This is a genomic window from Roseateles sp., assembly GCF_031397715.1.
In the GTDB taxonomy this organism is placed as follows: domain Bacteria; phylum Pseudomonadota; class Gammaproteobacteria; order Burkholderiales; family Burkholderiaceae_C; genus Paucibacter_A.
In genome coordinates this window covers 1-1943 of sequence record NZ_JANNMI010000389.1, presented here as the reverse complement: position 1 = coordinate 1943, position 1943 = coordinate 1, and the positions used below count along the sequence as shown (strand labels likewise).

1 protein-coding gene and 1 pseudogene are annotated in these 1943 nt (G+C 66.5%); both read left to right on the top strand.

What is annotated here, in order from left to right; translation table 11 throughout:
- The first annotated feature begins 127 nt into the window (after window positions 1–127).
- Window positions 128–1549 (top strand): UDP-N-acetylmuramoyl-tripeptide--D-alanyl-D-alanine ligase, encoded by a 1422-nt coding sequence (locus RMO57_RS16740; RefSeq protein WP_310388530.1) that lies wholly within the window; start codon window positions 128–130, stop codon window positions 1547–1549.
- Window positions 1539–1943 (top strand): annotated as a pseudogene (locus tag RMO57_RS16735) (phospho-N-acetylmuramoyl-pentapeptide-transferase); the annotation flags it as partial. The gene RMO57_RS16740 and the pseudogene RMO57_RS16735, both read left to right, overlap by 11 nt.

Genomic DNA, 1943 nt, shown 5'->3' with positions numbered 1-1943 from the left:
GCGATGTGCTGCTGGTCGCCGGCAAGGGTCATGAGGACTATCAGGAAGTGGCCGGCCAGCGTCTGCCGTTCTCCGATGTAGATGAAGCCAGGCTGGCCCTGATCGCGAGGGCCGGACTGTGAGCACGATGATGACCCTGAGCCAAGCCCATCAACTGTTGTTGAAGGCGGTTCCGCAGGCGCAGCTGATCGGCAATGGCTCGGTCCCGATCACCCGCGTCCACAGCGACAGCCGCAGCTTGGCCGCGGGCGATCTGTTCGTCGCGCTGCGTGGCGAGCACTTCGATGCGCATGAGTTTTTGCCCCAGGCGGCGGCCGCTGGCGCTGTGGCCGCGCTGGCCGAGCGTGGCTTGGCCGAGGCGGGATTGAGCGGCATCCTGGTGCCCGATGCCAAGGCGGCCTTGGGTCATCTGGCTGCCGCCTGGCGCCGCCAATGTCAATTGCCGCTGATCGCGGTCACCGGCAGTAACGGCAAGACCACGGTGACGCAGATGATTGCAAGCATCCTGCAGGCCTGGGTCGGCGACGCGGCCTTGGCGACAGCGGGCAACTTCAATAACGATATCGGCGTGCCCTTGACCTTGCTGCGTCTGCGCCAGGACGAGCATCAGTGGATGCGCGCCGCGGTGGTCGAGCTGGGCATGAACCATCCGGGCGAGATCGCGCCGCTGGCCTTGATGGCTGCACCCACCGTCGCCCTGGTCAATAACGCCCAGCGCGAGCATCAGGAATTCATGCAGACGGTCGAGGCCGCCGCACGCGAGAACGGCGCGGTCATCACGGCCCTGGGCTCAAGCGGCGTGGCGGTGTTCCCAGCCGAAGATGCCTGCGCGCCGATCTGGCATGCGCTGGCCGGCAGCCGTCCGCACCTGAGCTTTGCCCTGCAAGGCGGCGCCGATGTGACGGGCTCGGCGCGCTGGGTTGAGTCAGGCCACTGGGCGCTGGAGCTGCACACGCCCGCCGGCGATGTGCCGGTGGCGCTGGCGGTGGCCGGCCTGCACAACGTGCGCAACGCCCTGGCGGCTGCCACTTGCGCGCTGGCCGCCGGCGCGCCGCTAACGGCGATCCAACGCGGGCTGGAAGATTTCCAGCCGGTCAAGGGCCGCTCGCAGCTGAAGAGCTTCACGCGCAAAGACGGTCAACGCGTCAGCCTGATCGACGACAGCTACAACGCCAACCCCGACAGCGTGCGGGCGGCCATCGATGTGCTGGCCGATCTGCCGGGTGCGTCCTGGCTGCTGCTGGGCGATATGGGCGAGGTGGGCGACCAGGGCGAGGCCTTTCACCGTGAGGTCGGCGCCTATGCGGCCGCGCGCGGTCTAGAGCATCTCTGGACGGCCGGCAGCGCGGCGGCCGACGCGGCGGCGGCCTTCGGCCCTGGCGCGCTTCATTTCAACAGCACGGCCGAAATGGTCGCCGCGCTGAACACCGCGGCCGAGCTGCCGCGGGTGGTCAAGGTTTTGGTCAAGGGTTCGAGATTCATGCAGATGGAACGGGTAGTTAGCGCTTTGCAAGAACTCCAAGCAGAAGGAGCCGGCGATGCTGCTTAGTCTGGCGCAATGGCTGCAGAGCATCTACCCCGAGCTGGGGTTTTTGCGCGTTTTTCAATACATCACCTTCAGAGCGGTGATGGCGGCGCTGACCGCGCTGCTGATCGGTCTGGCGTTTGGCCCCTGGGTGATACGCAAACTGACCGAGATGAAGATTGGCCAGCCCATCCGCGAGTACGGCATCCAGCAGCATCTGGTCAAGAGCGGCACGCCGACCATGGGCGGGGTCTTGATCCTGATCGGCATCGGCGTCTCGACCTTGCTGTGGTTCGACTGGAGCAACCGCTTTGTCTGGGTGGTGATGCTGGTGACCATGGGCTTCGGCGCGATCGGCTGGGTCGACGACTGGCGCAAGGTGGTCGACAAAGACCCCGAGGGCATGGCCAGCCGCGAG

Bases quoted from the DNA above. Each gene is read 5' to 3' on its own strand.
- RMO57_RS16740 (WP_310388530.1), top strand. From the start codon at position 128: ATGATGACCCTGAGCCAAGCCCATCAACTGTTGTTGAAGGCGGTTCCG.